The sequence below is a fragment of the Microcoleus sp. Pol7_A1 genome (assembly GCF_036701085.1).
GTDB classification, from domain to species: Bacteria; Cyanobacteriota; Cyanobacteriia; order Cyanobacteriales; family Microcoleaceae; genus Microcoleus; species Microcoleus asticus.
In genome coordinates, this window is the sequence record NZ_JAUBQD010000037.1 from 25,944 (window position 1) to 46,481 (window position 20,538).

The following is a 20,538-nucleotide window of genomic DNA, read 5'->3' on the forward strand; positions in this document are numbered from 1 at the left end:
TACACTTAACATTGTGTAAGTCCTTTTATGTAATATGTTATGCAAAATCCCCGCCAAATAGCCTTTCTCGCACTCCGCGAAGTCCACCGCCGAGGTGCATTCGCAGATGCTGCACTCGATCGCGCTTTCAGCAATTCTCAACTCAACGACCTCGATCGGCGTTTAGTGACAGAATTAGTTTACGGTAGCGTCAGGAGAATGCGATCGATCGACTTCATCATCGACAAACTAGCAACAAAGAAATCCTCCCAACAACCGCCAGAACTCCGCACCATCCTACATTTAGGCTTATATCAACTCGAATATCTCAACCAAATTCCCCCCTCCGCCGCCGTCAATACCACCGTTCAACTAGCAAAAGAAAACGGATTTTCAGGACTCAGCAGTTTTGTCAACGGTTTGTTGCGCCAATACATCCGTTTAACAGATAACAACTTAAACCCATTAACAGTTACGAATTATAAATCAACCGTTGAACGCCTAGGAATTCTGCACAGCTTCCCTGAATGGCTGGTAAAATTGTGGATCGAACAAATAGGCGAAACCGAAACCGAACAACTCTGTGAATGGTTCAACCAATCCCCCACAATTGACCTGAGAATCAATCCTTTAAAAAGCTCGATCGCCCAAATTGAAACCGCCTTCAAATCCCACAACATCTCAACTAGCAGAATCCCACACTTACCACAAGCATTAAGACTAAATGGCAGCATCGGCGCAATTCAAAACCTCCCCGGATACAGCGAAGGTTGGTGGACGATCCAAGACAGCAGCGCTCAATTAGTCACCCATTTACTAGGGCCCCAGCCAGGGGAAACCATTATCGACGCCTGCGCCGCGCCGGGGGGAAAAACCACCCACAGCGCCGAATTAATGCAGGATGAAGGCACAATTTATGCCTGCGACAAAACCGCCAGCAGACTCAAAAAACTTAAAGAAAATGCAGACAGACTCCAGATGAAATCCATTAAAATTCATACCGGAGACAGCCGCCATTTCCCAGAGTTTGTTAACCTTGCAGACAGAGTTTTACTAGACGCACCTTGTTCTGGCCTCGGAACCCTCCACCGCCGCGCCGACGCCCGCTGGCGCCACACGCCCGAAAACATTCAACAACAATCTCAACTGCAATCGGAATTGCTAGCAAATGCAGCCACATTTGTCAAGTCCGGCGGCGTATTAGTTTATGCAACTTGCACAATTCATCCCTTGGAAAATGAAACAGTTATTCGATCGTTCTTAGACAGCAATCCTCACTGGCAAATAGAACCGCCAACAATTGATTTACCCGTACAGCCATCACCCGAAGGATGGGTGAAAGTGTGGCCGCACAGACATCACATGGACGGCTTTTTTATGGTGAGGCTAAAGCAATTGAAAAAAAACTAAAGTCTTTACTACAAACCGATAGTTTAATATCCCGGTTCTTGATAAGCAGGCTCTTGATAAGCAGGCTCTTGATAAGCAGGCTCTTGATAAGCAGGCTCTTGATAAGCAGGCTCTTGATAGGCCGGCTCTTGATAAGCCGGTTCTTGATAAGCAGGCTCTTGCGGTGGGTAATACTTCGGTTCAGGATTAGGATTGTAAGGTACGATCGCACCATCCTCATTCACAATCATCCCCCGAATAATCCTCTTAGGCTCCACCGGTTTTGCCTTAATACTGCCTTTGCGGCCCTCCAACTCCGGCAACTTCGGAAACTTCTCTACCGGCATTCCCTTAACAGCTTGACTCATAAAATCGCGCCAATTATACGCCGCCGTACCGCTAGTTCCCCAAGTCGGATAATTGTCATCATTCCCCAGCCAAATCCCAGTCACAAGCTGTGGAATGTAACCAATAAACCACAAATCCCGGACATTTTCCGAAGTACCAGTTTTGCCCGCTACAGCGCGATCGTTTAAAGCAGCAGGCCCCCCCGTACCGTCTTGCACAACGCCCTCTAACATCCAAGTAGTAATCGCAGCACTATCCTTATCCAAAACCCGCTTCGGTTTAAATTTAGCCTGATAAATCACATCTCCCCGCTGATTAATCACCCGCTTAATTCCGTGGGCTTCAATAAAGTTCCCTTGCGCGGCTAAAGTACCGTAAGCATTGGTTAACTCCAGCAAATTCACTTCCGAAGAACCCAAAGCCAGGGAATAAATAGGACTCAATTTAGACTTAATCCCCATATTGTTGGCTAATTTTATCGCCGGTTCAAACCCCACATCCATCAACACCTTCACAGCTACGACATTCACCGAACTCGTCAAAGCATCAGAGATCGATCGCCAACCGCTAAATTTTTTGCCATAATTATTCGGTTGATAGCCGTCGATAATAATTGGTTCGTCTTCGTAACTGTCATAGGGAGAAAAACCAGCCGCCATCGCTGCCGCATAAACCAACCCTTTAAACGTCGATCCGGGCTGCCGCAAAGCCTGTGTAGCACGGTTAAATTGACTTTCCTTAAAATTTCCACCTCCTACCAGCGCCTTGACTTCCCCAGTCTTAGTGTCCATAGAAACTAAAGCGGCCTGTTCAAAACCCTGACTGCGACCATCAACTTCGATCGCATTTTTAACCACCTTTTCCGCTATTTTCTGCCACTTCAAATCCACCGTCGTCTCGACAGTCAAACCGCCAGCTTCCAAAGCATCCTGAGAAACATAGCGCGGCAATTCCTTCCGAATGTAACTAGCAAAATAAGGCGCGACTACTTTAAATCGCTTCGGGGCACTTGGTTTAACCGCCATAGGTTCCGCCATCGCCTCCTTCGCCTGAGCCTCTGTAATTACCTTAGCTTCCTGCATTTCTTGCAGCACAAGATTGCGGCGTTTCCTAGCTATATCCGGATTAACCAAAGGCGAATATTCGCTTGGTGCCGGCGGCAAACCCGCCAAAGTTGCCATCTCTGCCAAGGTTAATTTATCGACAGTTTTGCTAAAGAAAACCGCTGCTGCATCTGCCACTCCGTAGGCATCCGAACCTAAATAAACCAGATTTAAATATCTTTCTAAAACTTGGTCTTTATTCAACTCTCGCTCTATTTTCTGAGCTAAAAGAGCTTCCCGAACCTTCCGCCTAATACTTCTTTCCTGATTTAGAAAAACAACGCGAGCCAATTGTTGCGTAATTGTACTGCCGCCCTGCACTAAATCTCTCGCTATCAAATTAGAAACAATCGATCGCACAATACCTTGATAATCCACCCCGCGATGTTTGTAAAAACGGCGGTCTTCTATGGAAATAAAAGCTTTAACCAACAGTTCAGGAATTTCTTTAAGTTTCAGTTTATCTCTAGTTGCAGGCCCCGACTGCAACAAAATCGTATTATCTGCCGCCTTAATTGTCAGCGTTCCGTCGCGGTTAAACGCTGACAAATCGTTAACATCCGGCAAACCTTTGTCTAATGTGTACAAAATCCACAAACAGTAGATTAAAGCGCCCCCGCCTATACTGGCAACACCTAAACCTATCCAAAATCTAGGGCCGCGAGGTATCCGTTTTTTAGTATTTTCCTGCGGTGCGCTATTTTCCTGCGGTGCGCTATTTTCCTGTAGTTCCGTATGTCTCTGCAATTCGGTGTTGTGCGGTGCGCTATTTTCCGGCAATTCGCTACTATCCGATTTTTGGGTTAATTTAGTTTCCAGCAAACTCAATCCCGGCCGCAACAATTTTTTTCCCTGGGTTTGCAAGCTGGTAACTTGAGGTTCAATTTCCAACCAAGCGATTAAGCGCTTCAACCCTTCCCAATCGCGCTTAACTATTTGATACCTCTGAATCTCCGGGTCTAATTCCCAATTTATTTCCGACTCTTCTAGGGGTGCAGGATCTTCTTCTACCACATACTCCGATCCGGCCGCCGTTGTCCGTGTAAAAAATTCCGCCTCGGTTTCGGGCGAGTTGAGCTTATTACCCTTCGCAGCCTTGGGCGGTTCTCGATCGGAATTACCGCTTATTGCGTTAGTGACTTTGCTCAATTTACCTTTGATATTTGAGAAAAATTCTGCCACGTTCAGACCTTCAAACCTCATCAAGTCCGATTAAAAATTAAAAATTCACAAAGCTAGCTTTCTTCAATTTTTAATTTTTAATTCGACATTTTTTCTTGAATAACACGCTGCCTTGAATTAATTTTTTTGAAGTCAAAACTTTTTAATTCAAAACTCAAAATTCAAAACTTTTCTTAACGCTGCGGAGTTTGGTATTTTTTTTCTAATTGAATTAGATTTTTTGAATTAAAAACTCTTTAACTCAAACCTCCAAACTCTGCTTAACTCGCATTACCCAGTGCCAATGCTGCTACCAGCATACCCAAAACCAAGAAAGGCTGAGCACTTGCCTGATATTTAACATCATTTTCCAGGGGATTACGCAAAAAGTACATATCCTGAAAAGTGATTTGGGGAATTATCAGCAGCAGGAGAATCACAGCGTAAAGGTTTTGGTGGATACTGATCAGGTAGCCTGCAATCCCAGCTTGAAATATGTCGATCATCAACACGCAAATCCAAGCTGCGGTGCCGATGCCAAACATCACTGGCAAAGATTTTAACCCTAATTGCCGATCGCCTTCAACACTTTTGAAATCATTGACGATCGCAATCCCCAGCCCTGCCAAACTGTAAAACAGGGTCAAAATCATAATGGTTGGATCTAGTGTACCAAACAAAGCTTGACCAGCCCACCAAGGCAGGGCAATGTAGCTAGCACCCAGGGCATAATTTCCCAACCAGCCATTCTGCTTCAGTTTCAGCGGGGGCGCAGAGTAGATATAAGCTAGAAACGCGCCGCCGAGAGTCAAAACAGTCATTATCGGGAATTCATGACCCGCCCACAAGTCTAGAGCATAAGCCACCCCAATGCCAGCGGCTAATAATACCAAAATTTGCGCGACTACTTGGGGAATCGAGATCATACCGGAGGGAATCGGACGGTAGGGCTCGTTAATGGCGTCGATGTCGCGATCGTAAAAATCGTTCAAAGTTTGAGTGTAACCGGCCAGCAACGGACCTGACATCAACATACAAGCTGCTGCGATCGAGAAATTCTCTAGGTTCCAAACATAGTTTCCAGAAGACGCCGCCCCGCACACCACGCCCCAAATTAAGGGAATCCAGGTAATCGGTTTCATCAGTTGCAAGCGAATTTTCCAGATGGATGTTTCCCCGCTAGCGGCCCCTTTCATGCCCAACAGTTGCCGAGTTTTGGCAGTGCGGTTTTCGGTAGCAGCACTTTCCGGTGCTGCTTCTGGGGAGATTTGAGATGGAGGAGAGTCAGACATAAGTGTGATTTTAGCGTTACTGCTACTATTGTGTCGTTCTGCGTTTCAATAATAATTCTGATAGGATACCACTGATATTTACTGATATTTAAGGCATCGTCTTGAAAACTTACCCCGTCTTGGAGTTGATGCTAGGGAAAAGTACGGGTTTCATCAATACATTTTAATATCATTATTCTGTGTAAATGTCAAGAGGATCAATACTTTTTTAATATTTTTGCTGGGCCCGCCTGCTGGGGGATATTTTTGCTAGCAGGTGCATTGAATGTCAATTACCAGGAGGCGATCGAGTTTTTTTTCCATGCTACCATTGAATCATCTCATCTGGGCCAAACCGGCGGCAGAAAGTCAATATGCCTTCTATTTCTGCAATCAGATTTTCCCAGTCGATGTTTGAATAGTCGCGACCCCGCAACTTTTCCACAGTGGTTTCAATCGATCTCAGGTAATCTGTATCATACAATTTTTGTCGGTCAACTTCTAATTTTGTTGTCATAACCTGTTCGTGCTAACAACGGCTAATTAACAAATATGGCGGTATGAATCAAAAGGCAGTCCCGTCCGCCGCTTGACTTCGACAACTGATTTGTAAGCGCCTTTTCTCTGCCTTTCTCTAACTATTTTTTCGGCAACAACCCGATCTAAACCGCTGGCGATTAACTCTTCCGGCGAAAGAATATTTAACCGTTTCCAAGTAAACTGCAATTCTTTTTGATAATTGTAGCTGAAGCAAATCATCGGGGCGATGCGTCTGACGTGACTTTCGGGAACTCCGGCTATTTCTGATAACTCTTCGGCGTGGGTAAAAATGTAGCCTTCGTTTTGCAAAGATTCAATATCGTTGGCGTAGACGATCGGCAAACCCAAGATTCTGACCATATCGTCTTTGGTACACTCGTTAATATCTATTTTGCCGCGCACGTTTGCCAGTTCTTCGGCATTGGTTGCAGTTGCCGGAACCAGTAAACCTCTGGGTGCGGTTTTGATGAGATAGCGCTTTTTTAAACTAAAAGCAGTGACAATTTGAGCTATCCACACGATCGTACCCAAATTAACTGAAGAAGATACCGCTAGTGCTGCTAAAGTAATGGCAACACCCCATCCCATCCAACTGCGAATATTTGACTTTTGGCCTGCATAGGCGATCGCCAATCCGCCGAAGTAGGGAATAAAAGCATACCACACCCAGTTTGGAGTTTGACGCAGCCAGTATAAATCTTGAGACACTTTAATTTTATCCTTAAATAGCTGTGATCTCACACTTACTTATTTCACTCCCACTTTTTAAATAGTGGGCTTCCTTCTTCCTTCTTCCTTCTTCCTTCTTCCTTCTTCCTTCTTCCTTCTTAATTACAATTCTCGCAGCAATTTTTGGCGTTTTTCTTCATATTCTTCTGCCGTAATTGCGCCCATATCGTAAAGTTTTTTTAATTCGCCGATCGCCCCTGTTACATCTTTTGCCGCTCTGAGGGCATACCCCGACGGCAGCGTACCGCCATTATACTGTACCTGAAAAGCTTGTTCCGACATCAGCAGCAGGCCGATAAAATCGAAAAATGCGATCAGTGACGGAATTAATGTCCAAGAAAATAGCAAGTATAATACCCCTGCTAAGTTATTGCCCAAATAAAATTTGTGAACTCCGAAACCTCCAACAAAGAAAGCTAACACAACTGCTACTGTTTTATCTTTTACCATTTTTACTTTCCCCAGTTTTTTTATTTGAACTTCCGCGCTCGACCTTTAACTATCGACCTTAAACGATCGAGCTAAGTAATCTTACTAATTTTTACTCATTTATTTGGGTTTTTGCGAAACTTAGACATCGCAAAATACAGCAGAACTATACCGGCTTGAGCCTCTAGAATGACCAAGTAGCCTCTCAAGAAATAATTGAGTTCGCTGCCTGAATTGAGAGAAAATATTAAAATGCCTAGGGCTGCGTAGGGTGCGAAACGCATCCAACTCGGCGTTCCCTCTAACTTGCGGCTGTTAAAATTGCTCATTGGGTTTAACCCTCATCCTAAATTAAAATTTAGCTAGAAATTGGCAGGATTGTCAACTTCCGCTTGGTGCGATCGCCCGGGCCAGTCTCTCAATCATCAGCCGACAAGATATTACTTCCATGTTAAACCAAGTTTTTCCGCTAAAGTAAGCGACCGGGGCGGGTCGATCTGGATCTGTTGCTGATATTAAAGATGAGGGTGAACCAGCCCCTACTGGAATTCGGATTATTTTACCGAACTAGATATTAGGGGCGCACCGAGCACCCTACTGCTGTTTTTGCCCTTGTCGATCGCCCTCACGAAAACTGTCAAAAAAACAACGTTAAGTCACAATTATTAACAACCGCCCGAATTAAGTGGCGCCGCCGCCCAAAAGAAACAGACTCAGGAGAGTACCGCTGTTCCAAAGACTGTGGAGAAGCATAGGAGCGAGGAGATTGCGCGATCGCGTGTACACAAACCCCAAAACCGCACCCAAAGTCGCCAAAGGCAGAATCTCTGACACATTCAAGTGAGCCACGGCAAACAAGAAAGCAGAACCTGCGATCGCCCCCCAAACAGGCAAATAGCGAGTCAGAGAAGGCAGCAGAAAGCCCCGAAACACGATTTCCTCAAAAACCGGAGCGGCGATCGCAGCAGTGCCGAAAAACACCGCCAAAGCCACGTTGTCCCTACCTTCGAGAACGATCGGCAAAATCGGATTGCTGCCACCTTGTCCCTGCCAGAATTGCTGATTGATCAGCGACACCAAAACTACCAAAGGCAAAGCAACAAAATAGCCGCCAAAACCCCACAAAAACCAATTTCCCCGCCAATTAATCCGAAACCAACCTTCCGGCAAAGGCAAAAAAGACTTGACCGAAAAATACAGTACCGAAAGCCCCCCAGCCGACAGCAACAAATAAGTCGCAAAGATATAAAAAGCCTTGTTGCGCGGGTCAAAAGTAGCTGGATCGAGTTTTAAAACAGTCAGAGAAACCGGCAGCAACAAATAGGGAATCAAGATTTGCCCGACAAAGAAAAAGCCGACAACCAGCACCTGCCAAACAATCTCGCCGTCCCAAGGCACATCCCAAGTCAAGCTCGCATTTCGCGCCAACAGCGGGCCGGAACCTGCTGTATCTAACTGCTTCCGCTGCAACAGCCACTGCACGGTCAAACCAACCAGCAAAACCGTACCAATACAAAGTGCGATCGCCGGAACGCCAACTATAATTGCCAATTTTTCTACAGCTTGCTCAGCCGTTGCTTGCTCTGCTGCTTGCAGCGCCACCAGTTCTTTAGAACGTTCTTGCAGCTTGTAAAGTTGAGCCAGAGCGCGATAGCGAAACCAGCCATCCAAAGACTTTTTAATGTTTTGCTCGGCATCCGGCAGCAGTTGAGCCGGATTGCTCCAAATTCCCGTTAAAACTTTAGCAGTTACCGCCGAAGGGTCGTAATCAATTTGAGTGTTGTACCGCTCAACTAAATTTTTCCAAGTTTGGATCGCCGCCTGAGTTTTGCCGCTGCTTGCCTGCAAAATTCCCAGGCGCAAGTCAAGTTCGTTTAGCAGCACTGACTGTTGCTCGAACGACTCTGACAAAACCTTAGTTTGAGCAGAATTCAGAGTATTATCATCAGACTTGGAGGCGACGGGCGACTGAATTTCTTTAAATTGTGCTTGAGTTGTTTCGAGAGTTTTGCGCGTCGAGTCTCGCGCTTCTTGATATTGCGTCAAAGCCGTATTTAAAGGATCTGCACCGACAATATTATTGCGCGCCGAACTTAAATTAGCACTCTGATTATTTTCTCCTTGCCACTCGGAGGCGTGAAGCAGCAAATTTGTCTGGTAGAGTTCCAGCCGACTTTGAATTTGTGGCTGGTTCCAACTAGCAACTAAAGATAAACCGACCAGGGCGATCGCGATCGCCGTTAAAATACCTAAAATCACCCGCTTCAATGTCATTCCTGCTTTTCCGTCCCGCGCGAATCCGTGGCTAAATCTTTTCCGTCTTTAATCATAGGTCGTTGCAGACGAGAGTATCCCGACAACTGGTAAAATTTCACTGGCTCATCTTTTTGACTCGCCTCAACAAGACTTGCGCCACAAATCCTTGGCCCGCCATGTATGGGTAAGGTGCGCACTGCGCACCCGCAGCGGGGTAGCAGGCTAAATCTAAAATCTAAAATCTAAAATCTAAAATCGAATGACTCGCATTATCTTAGTCCGTCACGGCAAAAGCACCTACAATCAAGAACGCCGCATCCAAGGCCGCCTGGATAAATCGATTTTGACAGAAGCAGGCCGCAGCGCCGCCCTGCAAGTAGGCGACACACTCAGCAGTATCGCCTTTGATGCCGCCTATACCAGTCCCCTGCAACGAGCCAAAGAAACAGCGGAAATCATCCTGTCGCGCTTGACAAATCCGCCACAACTCGAGCCAACTGATAATTTGATGGAAATCGATTTGCCTCTGTGGGAAGGAATGCTGCGCCAAGATGCGATCGACAAATTCCCCGAAGCATATCAGCAGTGGCAAAGACAGCCAGACAAATTTTCCATGAAACTGCCATCTGCTGACGGAGACATCGAACACTTTCCCGTATTGGCAATTTTTGCTAACGCCCGTCATTTTTGGCAAGAACTTTTATCGCGCCACCAGGACGGCACAATTCTAGTAATAGGTCACAACGGAATCAACCGCGCTCTCATCGCCACCGCCTCGGAAATTACCCCGGATTACTATCAATCAATTCAACAGTCAAATTGCGGAATTAGCGTCATTAATTTTGGAACTTCCCCTGTTACTAACGACAAACTCGGAGAGCCAAAAAAGAAAGTTGCAGTTCAATTAGAATCGCTCAATTTAACTTCCCATACCGGGGAAATTTTTCCCAAACCGAGGGACGGACACCGAGGCCCGCGCTTGTTGCTGGTACGTCACGGCGAAACAGACTGGAATAAAGCAGGTAAATTTCAGGGGCAAATTGACGTGCCTCTCAACGATAACGGCCGCGAACAATCCCGGCGGGCGGCAGAATTTCTCAAGGACGTAAAATTAGATTTTGCGATCAGCAGTTCGATGCTGCGCCCGAAAGAAACTGCGGAAATTATTCTCAAATATCACGGCGGTTTGCAACTGGAACTGCGCGATGAGTTGAGGGAAATCAGCCACGGACTTTGGGAAGGAAAGTTTGAATCAGAAATAGAACAATCCTATCCGGGTTTGCTGGAGGAATGGAAAACATCTCCTGAAAATGTGCAAATGCCCGAAGGAGAGAATTTGCAGCACGTTTGGACTCGGGCGATCGCATCTTGGCGAGAAATAGTACAATCAGTTTCTGGTACTGGGATTGTCGTTGCTCACGATGCCATCAACAAAGCAATTCTCTGCCACCTGTTCAATTTAGAACCCGAACATTTCTGGAAATTCAAACAAGGAAACGGAGCCGTTAGCGTGATTGATTATCCCCACGGCCCCGATGGTTTGCCGGTATTGCAGGCGATGAATGTCACAACTCATTTGAGCGGCGGCGTTTTTGACCGAACAGCCGCAGGAGCACTGTAATTAGTAAAGTGTTCAGCGCGAACCCGTAGCGGAAGGAACGCCCACCGCTACGCTTCGCCCGCCTGAAAAATGTTTGAATTTTGATAACAACCGCGCCCGACGCTTAGGAATTTCTTAATTCCTGAAACTAATGCGGTGGATTGCTTCTTCCTTCTTCCTGACATCCGTTACATCCGTTACATAATCCGTTGCCGAACTTCCTTCTTCCTTCTGCTATATGAGCCGCGAACTGCTACAAAATGTACGAGTGCTAGATCCAGTTTCAGGGAGCGATCGCATCGCTGATATTCTGATTGCTGAAGGTAATATCAAAGCAGTTGAAGAAAAAATTGCTGAGTTTCCCGCTGACACGGAAGTGCGGGATTGCCGGGGACTGATTTTGGGGCCGGGGTTAACTGATATCTACAGTCACAGCGGAGAACCGGGTTTTGAGGATCGGGAAACCCTGGAATCTTTGATGCAGGCTGCGGCGGCTGGGGGTTTTACGCGAGTGGCGATTTTGCCGGATACCTCGCCACCTGTTGACAATTTGGCCGGTTTAGCTTTGTTGCAGCAACATATCCGCAATTTGTCGCCCGGGGGGTCCCGCTTGTATTTTTGGGGCGCGCTGACAGCGGGCGTTAAAGGGCAGCAGATGGCGGAGTTGGGCGAGCTGGCCTCCTCTGCGATAGTGGGGTTTGCGGACGGTTTACCGCTGTCTAATCCGGCTCTGGTGAGGCGTTTGCTGGAGTATATCAAGCCTTTGGGCAAGTCTGTGGCTTTGTGGCCGTGCGATCGAACTTTGGCAGGAAATGGCGCGGTGAGGGAGGGTGCGGTGTCGGTGCGCTTGGGTTTACCGGGAATTCCGGCGAGTGCGGAAACTTCGGCTTTGGCGGCAATCCTCGAGTTGGTGGCATCTGCGGGCACTCCGGTGCACATTATGCGCGTTTCTACGGCGCGCAGCGTGGAATTGATTCGAGATGCGAAGGCGCGGGGTTTGCCGGTGACTGCGAGTGTGACTTGGATGCACTTGCTGTTGAATGTCGGGGCAATTTCAGGAAACTCTAAAGATTCCGGCGGGAAAAATGCTTTGACTGCTTTGTTCGCCTACGATCCGAATTTACGCCTAGAACCGCCGCTGGGCAATCTCAGCGACCAATTAGCGCTGATTCAAGCTGTGAAAGATGGCGTAATTGATGCGATCGCGATCGACCACAACCCGCATACTTATGAGGAGAAAACTGTGGCTTTTGCTGATAGTCCGCCCGGGGCGATCGGCTTGGAATTAGCTTTGCCTTTGCTATGGCACGGACTGGTAGAAACAGGCGAATTTTCGGCTTTAGAACTGTGGCGGGTTTTGAGCGCAGGCCCTGCCGTTTGTCTAGGACAAACCCCTGCCACGGTTGCGCCGGGAGTCTCTGCTGAGTTGATTTTGTTCGACCCGGAAATGAGTTGGACTGTTGAGGGGCCAAGTCTGAAGTCGCGATCGGCTAATACGCCTTGGTTGGGAAAAACAATAGCAGGAAAAGTTGTACAAACCTGGATTTATTAACATTTGGGATTGCCCTTCATCTGTTGTATAAAAGTCATCTTGCCTGTTTCTGGGAATGCTGCATGAGGTGAGTCATAAGAGAAGATAAATACATGATTACTGCTTTTGATTCGTGGAATTCCCCACCGCTCGACTTGACATTAGATGTGGGCGAAATTCATGTTTGGCGCGTCTCTCTGGCTCAAACAGAATCTTGCTTGCAGAGTTTACAACAGACTCTCTCTACCGACGAGCGGACAAAAGCCGATCGTTTTGTGTTTCCCAAAGGTCGATCGCAATTTATTGTAAGTCGTGGCGCGCTGAGAGCGATTTTGAGCCGCTATCTTAACATAAATTCTCACATTTTGCGCTTTGACTACAATCCTTACGGCAAACCCTCTCTCATCGCCGCCCAAGGTGGAAATACCCTGCGTTTCAATTTGTCTCACTCTGGCGGAATGGCTCTAATTGCTGTTACCAAAAATCGAGATATTGGTGTCGATATTGAAGGTATAAATCCCAACTTTCCTTATCTGGAGATTGCTGAAAAGTTTTTTTCACCTTTAGAAAGCTCTGTGCTGCGAGCGCTCCCCGAGCATCTCCAACCCAAAGCTTTTTTCACCTGCTGGACTCGCAAAGAAGCCTATATCAAGGCAGTCGGTAAAGGACTTTCTATTCCCCTGAATCAGTTTGATGTCAGCCTCGCACCAGGAGAACCAGCAGCGCTGTTAAATGTTGAAGAAAACCCTGAAGAAGCATCAAGATGGTCTTTAATTGAATTAATTCCCTGTTCAGATATGGTGGCGGCTGTTGCGGTTGCAGGAGATTGCTGGAAACTTCATTGTTGGGAGTGGACAGGGGAGTTTTGAGTTATGGTTTGCAGCCAGGAATGCAAGTCCTTCATCATCGGCTTAGAGAGCACTGGGTGCGCAATGCCAGCCCGATCGGGAGTGAATGCCGAGCCTGGTCTAAAAGTCTTGCTGTAGAAAGGTGACGGTGGCGCGAGTCCGCAATCAAAGGTGGTTTTTTCTTTTTAGGCGAACGTGGCTACTTAGCGAAAAAGCTCGCGCCACACAACTTTAAAAATAGTAGGTTCGTCGCTTATTTCTCAAATTTACCCAGCGACGAACCACGAAAGTGCAAGGGTTTTGAGCCTCGCTTATGCTATAACTTGCAGTTGTTAGGTCAAAACAAGATTAAAACTTTTATCTGGCCAGCCTTATGCTTTTATTCAGCAAGCCCTACACAGACCAATAAGGACACAACATTGTTGTGTCCCTACGTCTATTCGACTGCAATTTGCCACCCTACCACGCATTTAAAAAATTAACCAAATCGATAGCCGAACCCGCGTACCGTAATAATATATTCCGGTTTGCCCGGATCGATTTCCAACTTTTCGCGCAGCCAGCGGATGTGCACGTCAACTGTTTTACTGTCTCCGATAAAATCTTGACCCCAAATTTTTTCCAGCAAATGATCGCGAGACCAAACTCGCCGCGGATTACTCATAAATAGTTCTAGTAAGCGAAACTGTTTTGGAGAAAATTTCACTTCCACACCGCGAACCAACACCCGGCACTCTTCAGGATACAGAGTTATGCTCTTATATTGCAGGCTCACGGGTTGCGGCAACTGACCGAGGCGCTGGCGCCGCATCAGCGCCCTACACCGAGCGATAAACTCCCGCATTCCAAAAGGCTTGGTCAGATAATCATCCGATCCGGCTTCTAAGTAAAAAGCGCAATTGTTGGCACTTCCTCTAGCACCGATAATCAAAATAGGGACGGGATTTCCTTGATGCCGTAACATTCGACACAGATCCAAACCGTTAATTGAATCCATAATTAACAGGTTAAAGGCAAATTCACCGTGGTATGAAGAAGAAGCCTGTACAGAAGGCAGAGCGTTGCGCCCGTCGCTAGTAACCACCACCTCGTAGCCCTGTTCTTTAAGGGCTAAAGCTAGCATTTCCCGCAACAGGTCTTCACCTTCCAATAACAAGATTCGGCCGGCTTGTCCAACAGCCAACCTCGAAGGACTTTCGCTTAATTCAGCAGAAGACATAAATATCCGTGGGAGTTATGTTTGTATGTAGCTAGCGAGAGGGGCCTTGTTCGGTAGCTGAGGCACTCTCGCGCTGCGATCGCTTGTACGATCGCGATATGTTCGATCGCTTAGAATCCTTCTCCAGTCCATCCCACAGACACGCGCTCGATCTTTGCTACTTGCTCGTGCAAGGAATACAACCGTAGAGCAGTTGCCGGAGCCGCGCTGTCTGCCTGCGTCTTGGCCTCAGAAGTCTGGTCATTTTTAGGGGTCGGTGTTAATTTCATAAAACATTGCCCGCTGTTAATCGACCAGGTAACACCCAATCTATAGGGAGATGCTTGTTATACTACTCTTAAAAGGTTATTAAAAGGTAAAATTTGGGTAATCAATTGGTTAAATTATTAAGGTTAAGTAATATAAATGTAAAGTTGCGCTCGCACTGTAAAGGTTTTTTTAAGAATACAATAATAAGTTGACCCAGAGTCCTTTTTTTCCCGTGCCCGCTACGATCGACTATAGCAAGTAAAAATTCTGTAGACTGCCTATCATGTTGCTGCATTTGAGTACCTGGCCCGAGGTAGAAGCTTATCTCGATAGCTCCCGAGGCATAATTATCCCGATCGGCTCCACCGAACAGCACGGGCCCACCGGCTTGATCGGCACTGACGCCATTGCAGCGAGTGCGATCGCCCGCGGTGTCGGCGAAGCTGCCAATGCCTTAATCGGCCCGACAATTAATGTAGGCATGGCCTTGCACCACACCAGCTTTCCCGGCACCATCACCCTCCGACCGCAGACGCTAATACTCGTAATCAGGGATTATATTACATCTTTGGCCAAAGCCGGATTTGTAAAATATTTTTTCATTAACGGTCACGGCGGCAACATTGCCACGATGAAAGCAGCATTTTCCGAGACTTACGCGCATTTGTCAGACTTGAATTTACCGAATGCCGATCGAATCCAGTGTCAAATCGGCAACTGGTTCATGTGTGGTTCAGTCTACAAATTAGCAAAAGAATTGTACGGAAACCAAGAAGGCTCCCACGCCACCCCCAGCGAAATCGCCTTAACCCAGTACCTTTATCCAGAAGCAATCAAGCAAGCTCCGCTTTCGGAAGAAGTCGCTTCCGGGCACAAAATTTACGGTGCTGCTGATTTCCGCCGCCGATTTCCCGACGGTAGAATGGGTTCAAATCCAGGCTTAGCAACCCCCGAACACGGTCAGCAGTTTTACGAATTAGCAGTCAAAGAATTGACTGATAATTATTTGGAGTTTTTAAGTTCCGATTAACGTTTTTTCTTCTCGTTACCAGGAATATCCTGGTAACCATAAAAAATCTCAAATTCTATCGCTTTTCCTAATTGTTGATAATTTGTCGTGTTGATAGAACTGAGAATAATTTTAAGTTTTGACCAGAAATTCTCAACGGGCGAGAAATCTGGCGAAGAGGGCGATAAGTATTATATCTCCCGATTAATCAATCGGGAGAATATCAAAACTACTCCACAATCCAAGGAGTTAAACAAGGTGTCCAAGCACTCAATTCTTCTTCCTTGAACCAGAGACTAATTTCATCACGGGCAGTTTCCACAGCATCAGAACCGTGAATAATATTGCGGCCGACATTCACAGCCAAATCGCCGCGAATTGTCCCCGGTTCTGAATTCAGAGGATTTGTTGCGCCAATCATTTTCCTAGCCGAGGCCACAACGCCGTCGCCTTCCCACACCATCGCCACCATCGGCCCGGAAGTAATGAAGTCTACCAGTCCCGCAAAAAAGGGTCTTTCTTTGTGTACGCCATAATGCTGTTCGGCAAGTTCGCGACTCGCCGTGATTAGCTTCATGCCAACTAGCTTAAAGCCTTTGGCTTCAAAACGACCGATAATTTCGCCGACGAGTCCGCGCTGTACGCCGTCGGGCTTAATCGCTAAAAAAGTCCGTTCCAAGATTAACTCCTATAATTTTCTTAACTGATCCAAAAGATAGAGTAACTCAGAACGCATCCAAAGGCAATTCGCCATCGAAAATTGTCATCTATACTCATTGCCACACAAGTAACTGTAGGTTAAGAGTACCCTGCTTCTCAACCCAGATTTAGTGGTGGAACACAATATGATGCAAATCACACTTTGTGCTGACTACAAACACAAATAAACATGATATCAAATACAAAGATATTTCCTACAATACCTAGATAATCAAGCCAGGTGTGGAACCCCAGTTTAAACAACTTAGTGAGAGTGCGAGGCTATGAAAGAAGTTCTAGAGTTTATTCAAACAAAAAAGCAAGAATTTGCACACTTACCCTTATTTGCATTTCTAGGCGATAGAAATATTTACCTGCAACAAAAACTAATTTTTGCACCTATTCTCGCTCCTTTAGCTGTGAGCTTGAGCGATTTAAATAAATATGTAATCCGAGATTTTTATAGTGATAACAAAGTTCAGGAACTAATTAATAAATATACTTATAACCAAAACTATTACTGGCACGATTATCTAGAATACCTAGAGGAACTGGGCTTTAACCAATCAATGACTTATGGTGATTTTAGACTGCTTTGGGGTGAAGAAACTAAAAAAACGCGCTCGCTGTGTTCAGTGATCGAACGCTACGCTTGGAAAGCCTCTCCCATTCAGAAACTGGTGTTAGTGGAAGTCCTCGAAGGAACGGCGACAGTTTTTTTTGAGGCGGCGCTAGCAGTGGTAATGGAATTACAGCAAATTACCCAAAAAGAATATGTTTATTTTGGAGGAGGTGATGTGGGTTTAGAAAATTATCACCTTTTAAACACGCCAGAGATGTTGCAAGTTTTAGCAGAAATAAACCTTACTAATGCGGAACGCCAATCAGCTTTAGAATTAGCAAAAAATGTATTTGAAGTGTTTACAGAAGCGATGAACGAGCTGTTCCGACACAGCCAAACAAATTCTTGCAATACTGTGCTGCAAGTATCCTCAATTTCTGCATTCGCTCATTGCGCGATCGACTGTCTCGATATGTAGCAGTTTAAACAATCACTAAATTATCTCGGTGCACCGCCGTTTCTACACCCGCATAGCCTAAAATTTCAGCAATTTTATCGGACTTGCAGCCCTGGATTTGTCTCAATTCTAAACTGCTATAATTCACAAGTCCTCTAGCAATTTGCTTGCCCGTTGCGTCGCACAACTGCACGGAATCATCAGCTTGGAATTCTCCTTCTACTTGAGCAATACCCGCAGCTAAAAGCGATTTTCCGGCGTTGGAAATTGCCTTGACAGCGCCCGCATCTAAATATAGTTTTCCTGCCGGAATTAGCACGTTAGCTATCCAGTGTTTGCGAGCGTTTACAGGGCGCGGTTGAGGCTCGAATTGAGTACCGATAGACTCTCCGTTAAGTATTTTCTCGATATTTCCAGGAAAGCAGCCGTCAGTGATGACAGTCCGCACTCCCGATGCAGTTGCTATTCTGGCCGCTTCAATTTTTGTCACCATTCCGCCGGTTCCCCAACCACTGCGGGAATCTCCTGTTTGCACCTGAAATTCTGTGAGCTGTGCCATACTTTGGACTAGGACGATCGGCTGCGCGTCGGGATTGCTGCGCGGATCGGCAGAATACAGCCGATCGACATCTGTGAGCACAAACAACCAATCTGCTTCTACCAAACTCGCTACTAGCGCTGAAAGCGTGTCGTTATCGCCAAATTTGAGCTCGTCTACGGCTACTGTATCGTTTTCATTGACGATCGGAATCACGCCCAACCTCAGCAGTTGCTGAAAAGTATTGCAAGCGTTAACATAACCGTTACGTTGCACTAAATCGCCCCTGGTGAGCAATACTTGAGCGATCGGCTGTTGCAAAGTAGTAAACAAGTCATCGTACACCCGCATCAGCCGCCCTTGGCCCACAGCCGCCACAGCCTGTTTCAGAGCAATATTTCGCGGGCGTTCCGTCAAACCCAAGCGCGCGCAGCCAACCCCAACCGCACCCGAAGAAACCAAAACTACTCGATGACCTTGCTGCCGCAAACCGGCTAAAATTTCGACTAATGCAGCAATAGTTGAAAGAGCTAAGTTTCCGGTAGTCGATCGAGTCAGCGTCGAAGTTCCTATTTTAACAACAATAGTTTTAGTCTGTTGTCTGTTGACTGTTGACTGTTGACTGTTGACTGTTGACTGTTGACTGTTGTCTGTTGCCATTAGTTACCAATTCCCAATTCCTAATTACCAATGCCCAATTCCCAATTCCCAATTCCCAATTCCCAATTACCCATGCCCATTTTTAATCTTTAATTTTTAGAGATGCTCCCAAAGCTTGAGAAACCCAAACTTCAAAAGAGCGCACCGGATACTTGCGAAGCGCATACCCAGCATCAACCATTGGTTCCACTAAAATAGTGAACATACCCAAACGATTGCCTGCCAAAACATCAGTAAAAAGTCGATCGCCCACCATCGCCACCTGTTCCACCGGCAAATTCATCGCCGTCACTGCTGTTCGCAACTTGCGGCGCGACGGTTTAGCAGCACCCGTGATGTAAGGTAGATTCAAAGACTCAGCAATCCGACCGATCCGAGTCTGGCTTAAATTATTACTCGCCAACCACAGCGATACCACCGGTTTAATTTCTTCCACCCACAGGGTGAGTTCAGGAGAAGCATTCATTGCTGTAATGGGAACGAGAGTTTCGTCCACATCCAAAACTAATCCTTTAATATTATATTTATGAAGAATATCAGCCGTTAATTTCATGACTGAATCGCCGAGAACTAAGTCAGGCTGTAGTATTTTACCCCAAGTCATAATGATTTTAGATGTTAGATTTTAGGTTTTAGATTGAGAAATAAGAAAGTGGAAGTTAAAGATTAAAAAAGTAAAAAATCAAAAGTGAATAATTATTGCTTTTTTTGTTACTTTTGACTTTTTACTTTTGTATTAGTCATTCCCTATCTATTGAGTCGATCGCAACTGCTGGTCAACTTTAGCAATCGCAGCATCGTGTTCCGCCTGCGTGCGGCTAAAAATGTGAGTGCCGTCGTATCGAGCCATAAAATACAGGTATTCTGTATTTTCCGGAGTCAGAGTCGCTTCCAGACTTGCTATTCCCGGAGATGCGATCGGAGTTGGCGGTAGTCCTGGATTTATATAAGTGTTGTAAGGAGAAGGCGTTTCTACTTGCTTAAAAGTCAGAGGCTTTTCCTTAGTTTGCCTGATGCCGAGAGCGTATTCAACTGTCGGGTCAGAACCCAACGCCATACCCTTTTTCAGACGGTTGTTGAACACTCCAGAAATGCGGTTCCGCTCTGAAGCAACCACAGCTTCTTTTTCTACAATACTCGCCAAAGTCACCCATTCTTTGAGAGAGAGCTTGGTATTATTCTGATTTTTTTGATATACCGGCAAAGCTGTCTGCTCGAAACGGGTGAGCATTTGTGTGATCGCAGCTTGAGGAGTAATTCTATCGCCGTCTAGCTGATAAGTATCCGGGTACAAAAAACCTTCCAAATGAGGCAATCCGCTCGGCAGCCAAGGGTATTGAGCGTAAGGAATTTGACTCGCGGCCGCCATAAAATCCTTAGCCGGAAAAAAACCTTGTGCTTCAAAATAAGCACCCATTTGTTGCAGCGACCACCCTTCTGGAATCGTGAAACTCTGCTGTACGACTTCGCCCTTCCAAATTTTCTCAGCAACTGCACTCAGAGGCTGAGTCGGCGACAGTTGGTAAGTTCCTGCTTGAAAACCTCCCTCGCGGTTTTGCAGAGTCAGCCAGCGGGCCCACATATTCCATGCCGAGCTCGATCGAATCAACCCCGCGGCCTCTAAATCCCTGCCGATTTTTTGACTGGGAGTACCCTCCGGGATTTGAATAGAAACAACAGCATCCTCTGGCGTGGAAGTTGACGTTTCAGCTATTTTAGGAGGCGCCGAAGCCCAGCTCCACCAAGCCCAGCCTTGCCAAGCGCAAACTCCCCAGATTGCCGGCAGCAACGCCAGATAAAACAACCATTTAGAGACTTGCGGAGTACCTTTTCGGCTCTCGCGCGCGCTGCCTTTTGTCATTTGTTCTTTATTCATAGTCCGTTGTCCTGGATAAGCGGCGGTTAACTAGCGACTCATGACTGATGACCTGCGATTGATGACCGAAAAGTTACGAATACAA

The 20,538-nt window shown here is 46.3% G+C and carries 18 protein-coding genes and 2 pseudogenes; 6 read left to right on the forward strand and 14 right to left on the reverse strand.

Annotation, left to right across the window (positions count from 1 at the left end):
* The first annotated feature begins 39 nt into the window (after positions 1 to 39).
* Positions 40 to 1,389: a 16S rRNA (cytosine(967)-C(5))-methyltransferase gene (locus tag QUA20_RS19980; protein WP_333190805.1), complete on the forward strand. Its 1,350-nt coding sequence runs from the start codon at positions 40 to 42 to the stop codon at positions 1,387 to 1,389.
* Here QUA20_RS19980 and QUA20_RS32060 read toward each other — a convergent pair.
* From QUA20_RS32060 to QUA20_RS20015, 8 genes and pseudogenes are all read right to left on the reverse strand, one after another.
* Positions 1,366 to 1,503: pseudogene (locus QUA20_RS32060) on the reverse strand (hypothetical protein); the annotation flags it as partial. The gene QUA20_RS19980 and the pseudogene QUA20_RS32060 overlap by 24 nt on opposite strands.
* Positions 1,504 to 1,619: 116 nt before the next feature.
* Positions 1,620 to 4,022: pseudogene (locus tag QUA20_RS19985) on the reverse strand (transglycosylase domain-containing protein); the annotation flags it as partial.
* Positions 4,023 to 4,261: 239 nt separating this feature from the next.
* Entirely contained in the window at positions 4,262 to 5,272 is a 1,011-nt protein-coding gene (gene chlG, locus QUA20_RS19990; RefSeq protein WP_333190807.1) for a chlorophyll synthase ChlG, read from the reverse strand.
* A gap of 304 nt (positions 5,273 to 5,576) precedes the next feature.
* Complete coding sequence (locus QUA20_RS19995; RefSeq protein ID WP_333190808.1) at positions 5,577 to 5,768, reverse strand: DUF29 family protein; 192 nt, start codon at positions 5,766 to 5,768, stop codon at positions 5,577 to 5,579.
* A 26-nt stretch (positions 5,769 to 5,794) separates the two neighbouring features.
* Positions 5,795 to 6,499, reverse strand: coding sequence for a helix-hairpin-helix domain-containing protein (locus tag QUA20_RS20000; protein WP_333190809.1), 705 nt, complete (start codon positions 6,497 to 6,499; stop codon positions 5,795 to 5,797).
* A 123-nt stretch (positions 6,500 to 6,622) separates the two neighbouring features.
* Entirely contained in the window at positions 6,623 to 6,970 is a 348-nt protein-coding gene (locus QUA20_RS20005) for an NINE protein (protein ID WP_333045272.1), read from the reverse strand.
* 95 nt (positions 6,971 to 7,065) lie between these two features.
* Positions 7,066 to 7,278, reverse strand: a complete 213-nt coding sequence (locus QUA20_RS20010) for a hypothetical protein (RefSeq protein ID WP_172188922.1) — start codon at positions 7,276 to 7,278, stop codon at positions 7,066 to 7,068.
* A gap of 352 nt (positions 7,279 to 7,630) precedes the next feature.
* Positions 7,631 to 9,223, reverse strand: coding sequence for a type II CAAX endopeptidase family protein (locus tag QUA20_RS20015; protein WP_333190810.1), 1,593 nt, complete (start codon positions 9,221 to 9,223; stop codon positions 7,631 to 7,633).
* A 241-nt stretch (positions 9,224 to 9,464) separates the two neighbouring features.
* On the opposite strand from QUA20_RS20015, the gene QUA20_RS20020 reads away from it, so the two are divergent.
* From QUA20_RS20020 to QUA20_RS20030, 3 genes are all read left to right on the forward strand, one after another.
* Positions 9,465 to 10,826, forward strand: coding sequence for a histidine phosphatase family protein (locus QUA20_RS20020; protein WP_333190811.1), 1,362 nt, complete (start codon positions 9,465 to 9,467; stop codon positions 10,824 to 10,826).
* Positions 10,827 to 11,043: 217 nt separating this feature from the next.
* Entirely contained in the window at positions 11,044 to 12,357 is a 1,314-nt protein-coding gene (locus tag QUA20_RS20025; RefSeq protein WP_333190812.1) for a dihydroorotase, read from the forward strand.
* Between the two features lie 92 nt (positions 12,358 to 12,449).
* Positions 12,450 to 13,205 carry a 4'-phosphopantetheinyl transferase superfamily protein gene (locus QUA20_RS20030; protein ID WP_333190813.1) on the forward strand — a complete coding sequence of 252 codons (756 nt, stop codon included), beginning with the start codon at positions 12,450 to 12,452 and terminating at the stop codon, positions 13,203 to 13,205.
* A 457-nt stretch (positions 13,206 to 13,662) separates the two neighbouring features.
* Here QUA20_RS20030 and QUA20_RS20035 read toward each other — a convergent pair whose 3' ends face one another.
* Positions 13,663 to 14,403, reverse strand: a complete 741-nt coding sequence (locus QUA20_RS20035; protein WP_333190814.1) for a response regulator transcription factor — start codon at positions 14,401 to 14,403, stop codon at positions 13,663 to 13,665.
* Between the two features lie 110 nt (positions 14,404 to 14,513).
* Positions 14,514 to 14,672: a hypothetical protein gene (locus QUA20_RS20040; RefSeq protein ID WP_333190815.1), complete on the reverse strand. Its 159-nt coding sequence runs from the start codon at positions 14,670 to 14,672 to the stop codon at positions 14,514 to 14,516.
* 263 nt (positions 14,673 to 14,935) lie between these two features.
* Between QUA20_RS20040 and QUA20_RS20045 the strand changes: the two genes are divergently transcribed.
* Positions 14,936 to 15,682 (forward strand): creatininase family protein, encoded by a 747-nt coding sequence (locus QUA20_RS20045; protein WP_333190816.1) that lies wholly within the window; start codon positions 14,936 to 14,938, stop codon positions 15,680 to 15,682.
* Between the two features lie 208 nt (positions 15,683 to 15,890).
* Here QUA20_RS20045 and ndk read toward each other — a convergent pair whose 3' ends face one another.
* Positions 15,891 to 16,340, reverse strand: a complete 450-nt coding sequence (gene ndk, locus QUA20_RS20050; RefSeq protein WP_333190817.1) for a nucleoside-diphosphate kinase — start codon at positions 16,338 to 16,340, stop codon at positions 15,891 to 15,893.
* A 304-nt stretch (positions 16,341 to 16,644) separates the two neighbouring features.
* Between ndk and QUA20_RS20055 the strand changes: the two genes are divergently transcribed.
* Entirely contained in the window at positions 16,645 to 17,400 is a 756-nt protein-coding gene (locus QUA20_RS20055; RefSeq protein ID WP_333190818.1) for a hypothetical protein, read from the forward strand.
* A gap of 4 nt (positions 17,401 to 17,404) precedes the next feature.
* Here QUA20_RS20055 and proB read toward each other — a convergent pair whose 3' ends face one another.
* From proB to mltG, 3 genes are all read right to left on the reverse strand, one after another.
* Positions 17,405 to 18,577: a glutamate 5-kinase gene (proB, locus tag QUA20_RS20060; protein ID WP_333190819.1), complete on the reverse strand. Its 1,173-nt coding sequence runs from the start codon at positions 18,575 to 18,577 to the stop codon at positions 17,405 to 17,407.
* Positions 18,578 to 18,659: 82 nt separating this feature from the next.
* Positions 18,660 to 19,181 carry a YqeG family HAD IIIA-type phosphatase gene (locus tag QUA20_RS20065; RefSeq protein WP_333045285.1) on the reverse strand — a complete coding sequence of 174 codons (522 nt, stop codon included), beginning with the start codon at positions 19,179 to 19,181 and terminating at the stop codon, positions 18,660 to 18,662.
* Positions 19,182 to 19,328: 147 nt separating this feature from the next.
* Positions 19,329 to 20,453 carry an endolytic transglycosylase MltG gene (mltG, locus tag QUA20_RS20070; RefSeq protein WP_333190820.1) on the reverse strand — a complete coding sequence of 375 codons (1,125 nt, stop codon included), beginning with the start codon at positions 20,451 to 20,453 and terminating at the stop codon, positions 19,329 to 19,331.
* Positions 20,454 to 20,538 lie beyond the last annotated feature (85 nt).

Bases quoted from the DNA above. Each gene is read 5' to 3' on its own strand.
- QUA20_RS19980 (WP_333190805.1), top strand. From the start codon at position 40: ATGCAAAATCCCCGCCAAATAGCCTTTCTCGCACTCCGCGAAGTCCAC.
- chlG (WP_333190807.1), bottom strand. From the start codon at position 5,272: ATGTCTGACTCTCCTCCATCTCAAATCTCCCCAGAAGCAGCACCGGAA.
- QUA20_RS19995 (WP_333190808.1), bottom strand. From the start codon at position 5,768: ATGACAACAAAATTAGAAGTTGACCGACAAAAATTGTATGATACAGAT.
- QUA20_RS20005 (WP_333045272.1), bottom strand. From the start codon at position 6,970: ATGGTAAAAGATAAAACAGTAGCAGTTGTGTTAGCTTTCTTTGTTGGA.
- QUA20_RS20010 (WP_172188922.1), bottom strand. From the start codon at position 7,278: ATGAGCAATTTTAACAGCCGCAAGTTAGAGGGAACGCCGAGTTGGATG.
- QUA20_RS20015 (WP_333190810.1), bottom strand. From the start codon at position 9,223: ATGACATTGAAGCGGGTGATTTTAGGTATTTTAACGGCGATCGCGATC.
- QUA20_RS20020 (WP_333190811.1), top strand. From the start codon at position 9,465: ATGACTCGCATTATCTTAGTCCGTCACGGCAAAAGCACCTACAATCAA.
- QUA20_RS20025 (WP_333190812.1), top strand. From the start codon at position 11,044: ATGAGCCGCGAACTGCTACAAAATGTACGAGTGCTAGATCCAGTTTCA.
- QUA20_RS20030 (WP_333190813.1), top strand. From the start codon at position 12,450: ATGATTACTGCTTTTGATTCGTGGAATTCCCCACCGCTCGACTTGACA.
- QUA20_RS20035 (WP_333190814.1), bottom strand. From the start codon at position 14,403: ATGTCTTCTGCTGAATTAAGCGAAAGTCCTTCGAGGTTGGCTGTTGGA.
- QUA20_RS20040 (WP_333190815.1), bottom strand. From the start codon at position 14,672: ATGAAATTAACACCGACCCCTAAAAATGACCAGACTTCTGAGGCCAAG.
- QUA20_RS20045 (WP_333190816.1), top strand. From the start codon at position 14,936: ATGTTGCTGCATTTGAGTACCTGGCCCGAGGTAGAAGCTTATCTCGAT.
- QUA20_RS20055 (WP_333190818.1), top strand. From the start codon at position 16,645: ATGAAAGAAGTTCTAGAGTTTATTCAAACAAAAAAGCAAGAATTTGCA.
- proB (WP_333190819.1), bottom strand. From the start codon at position 18,577: ATGGCAACAGACAACAGTCAACAGTCAACAGTCAACAGTCAACAGTCA.
- QUA20_RS20065 (WP_333045285.1), bottom strand. From the start codon at position 19,181: ATGACTTGGGGTAAAATACTACAGCCTGACTTAGTTCTCGGCGATTCA.
- mltG (WP_333190820.1), bottom strand. From the start codon at position 20,453: ATGAATAAAGAACAAATGACAAAAGGCAGCGCGCGCGAGAGCCGAAAA.